This window comes from Aeromonas sp. HMWF014, assembly GCF_963878295.1.
Lineage (GTDB): Bacteria > Pseudomonadota > Gammaproteobacteria > Enterobacterales > Aeromonadaceae > Aeromonas > Aeromonas popoffii.
In genome coordinates this window covers 1-2790 of sequence record NZ_CAWNYS010000290.1, presented here as the reverse complement: position 1 = coordinate 2790, position 2790 = coordinate 1, and the positions used below count along the sequence as shown (strand labels likewise).

The window sequence follows — 2790 nt, the reverse complement described above, 5'->3', positions numbered from 1 at the left end:
AAAGACCTGAACGTGCTGATAGAGAACGACGCTGCCTGGCACATCAAGCATGACCAGCACACCGACATCGACAACGAGCGCGTCACCCGCATCAAGGCCAACGACCACCTGACGGTGGAGGGTGAGAAGCGCGACCAGATCAAGGCCGACTATTCGCTGACGGTGGATGCTTCCATGCACCAGAAGCTGGGGCAGTCACTGCTGGTTGAAGCGGGCCAAGAGGTCCACATCAAGGCCGGTAACAAGATTGTGCTGGAAGCAGGCTCAGAGCTGACGCTCAAGGTCGGTGGTAGCTTTGTGAAAGTTGACCCCAGTGGCGTCACCTTGGTCGGTCCCTCCATCAAAATGAACTCTGGCGGTAGCCCTGGTAATGGTTCCGGCTGGGGTGGACAGGCCCCCTCATTACCGAAAGCTGTCGCATCTGAGCCGTTTCCAGAACATGTCACTATCGTGCCACAAATCGCCACCCAGACGAGTGCAGAGGCCTTGTTAAAGGCGCTTCCGCCTATGGAGAAACCTGTCTGCATCCCTTGCATGCTACGGGCAATGCGACAGGGTGATGCTGTCGTACAGGGGGAATAATGATGCTACCTGAGAAGTTGTGGTCTGATGATGCTTGCTATGTATTGTTCGAAGGTGCAGAGCTGAAAGGTGAATTACGAGAGAAGCTGTTAGCCAGCGAGAGTGAATTTTTGCGTCCGCTATTGATCCATCCCGACCTTTTTGAACTGATTAACCTGGGCCCTTGGCTTTGGCGCTGCCAACAAGCCTCTGCGTCTTTACTCGAGTCAATGACTGAACAGGGGCTGGTACTGGGATTGATCCACAGCCAGCGTTCACTGGATGAGCTCCAGCAGCAACTGGCAATGTGCTGCATGGTGGTTGAGCCCAAGGGGCTGCATAGCCAACTACTGCGTTTCTATACGGCGCAGGCGCTGCCTTTGATGCTGGCCGAGTGTCAGGCGCCCTGGTATGGCGCTCTCTTTGGTGGAATAGAGTGTTGGTGGACATGGCAGTGTGAGGATAATTGGGCCGAGCATCAGATTGAAGCTATTGTCGCGCCTCTGTTGCCTATCCAGCTTAGCGAGTCCCTGTTTGCTGCACTGATGGGAGATAAGGATCTGCCCAGATTGCTAAATCAGTGGCGGGAAGGGCACACCTTTTCGCAATTCCCAGCCTGCCTGCGTACTGCTCAGGCGCTCAAGGCCCTGGGCAAGGCAGATAAGCGCGGCGCCTCGGCGGCAGACCGGCTACTTTGGGCCCTGATATGGCTGGAGGGGGGTAATAAAGCCCTCAATGAAGAGATTGAACAGAGCTGCGCTTAGTCAGAGGTAAAGAGAGAGATGTATGTCCCTTTATAGTGATTTATATGTATTTGTTTCGCTGACCTTGGCCTTGTGCTTTTCATTTTGCGCCAGGCGAAGTCGCAGATTGTGGCTGTTATCCTGTCTACAGCTATTGATGGCCTTTCCCAGCATATACGCTCTATTTTCAGCCAAATATATCCCTTCTTTCTGGGCACTCTTTACCCTGAGTCAAAGTATTTACCAATGGGTGACCCTTATGGTGATCATCATGGGGTCGCTGGTCCTGCTAAAAAGGAGGCCCCATGTTCAATGAGATTTTATGGGCTTTGAGGCTAGACAACTGGTCGTGGGAGGGCTGGCTCTATGCCACCCTCCTCATCCTCAGTTTATGGCTGATGGCAAGGGGGCGCAGTGCATACGTTGTGATCGCTCTGGCTGCACTATTTCTACTGCTAGATAGTACCTATATTAGCTCAGCCCTTTCTGGCTATGGGTTGCAGCAGGCAAGAAAGCAGGCAGAGAACCAAGAGGTCTGTGCCGATATTCAGGATCAGGTCGGTTCCTTGGACTTCAAATATCAGGAGTGTGTCGATAGCTGGGTGACCCTTCATGATCCCAAGATGAAGTTGATCTATCTTGCCGAGTTTATATTTATCGCCCTGTGCAACTTGTTGCGTGCTGCCGCCTTTTTGTGCGTGTTCGCCATGTTGAAAAACAATGAATTGCGGCGAGTCGGCGAGGTGATCAACTGGTATAGGGCAAGAGCACATCATGTCTAGTTCATGGGGGCTTTCCATGATAAATGCGGCTTGGGACTTGATGCCCCGCTGGGGACGCAGGCTGAGTGCCATTGTGCTGCTGCTCTGGCTGGGATGGGCGTTTCTGTTACCGGAGCGACATGGCGGGGCCTCTATCGTGCTCATGTCGGTGATCGATCGCCCATCAGTTACGTCTATGTCAATAGCAAGATGGGGAGCAACACGTTGGCGTTTGATGGATTCGGTGCCGGCGGTGGCGGACGTGCAGGCCCCTATCGGATTGATGGCGATACGGTAAAAATCGACTGGTTGCTCAGCACTACGCTCGACCAGCAGGAAAAAGAAGGGCTACGGCCCGAAAAGCACTCGCTTATCCTCCCGATGCCCAAGCGGGAGAAGGGACAAGATGATTTTTGTGTGCTGTTTTTACCCGATAACAAGCCGTTAGTTCGTTGGGCTACCAGTTGCCATATCGATATGCAAGATGAATTTAATATTTATCGCACGAGGAAATAGTGATGGTGGATAGGGATGACCTGAAGTGCCGTACTGATCGAGAAGAGAGCCTGGATCAGGCGGGGATCGGCTCCTGTTCACTTTCTTTTTATGCCGCTAACTAAAAATAAGAGATTTATATGACCCGATTTATTTCCACCATGGCCACGGCTGCGTGGGACTTGATGCCCCGCTGGGGACGCTGGCTGAGTGCCATTGTGCTGGTGCTC

4 protein-coding genes are annotated in these 2790 nt (G+C 52.8%); all 4 read left to right on the top strand.

The features are described 5' to 3' along the window. A partial coding sequence (locus tag AAC083_RS12050) for a bacteriophage T4 gp5 trimerisation domain-containing protein (protein WP_146181664.1) occupies nt 1–582 on the top strand: 582 nt, incomplete at its 5' end. Then, nucleotides 582–1325, top strand: a complete 744-nt coding sequence (locus tag AAC083_RS12045; RefSeq protein WP_108536727.1) for a DUF4123 domain-containing protein — start codon at nt 582–584, stop codon at nt 1323–1325. The genes AAC083_RS12050 and AAC083_RS12045, both read left to right, overlap by 1 nt. A gap of 284 nt (nt 1326–1609) precedes the next feature. Further along, nucleotides 1610–2086 (top strand): hypothetical protein, encoded by a 477-nt coding sequence (locus AAC083_RS12040; RefSeq protein ID WP_108536726.1) that lies wholly within the window; start codon nt 1610–1612, stop codon nt 2084–2086. 3 nt (nt 2087–2089) lie between these two features. Then, nucleotides 2090–2581 (top strand): hypothetical protein, encoded by a 492-nt coding sequence (locus tag AAC083_RS12035; RefSeq protein WP_258224671.1) that lies wholly within the window; start codon nt 2090–2092, stop codon nt 2579–2581. The last annotated feature ends 209 nt before the right edge of the window (nt 2582–2790 follow it).

Bases quoted from the DNA above. Each gene is read 5' to 3' on its own strand.
- AAC083_RS12045 (WP_108536727.1), top strand. From the start codon at position 582: ATGATGCTACCTGAGAAGTTGTGGTCTGATGATGCTTGCTATGTATTG.
- AAC083_RS12040 (WP_108536726.1), top strand. From the start codon at position 1,610: ATGTTCAATGAGATTTTATGGGCTTTGAGGCTAGACAACTGGTCGTGG.
- AAC083_RS12035 (WP_258224671.1), top strand. From the start codon at position 2,090: ATGGGGGCTTTCCATGATAAATGCGGCTTGGGACTTGATGCCCCGCTG.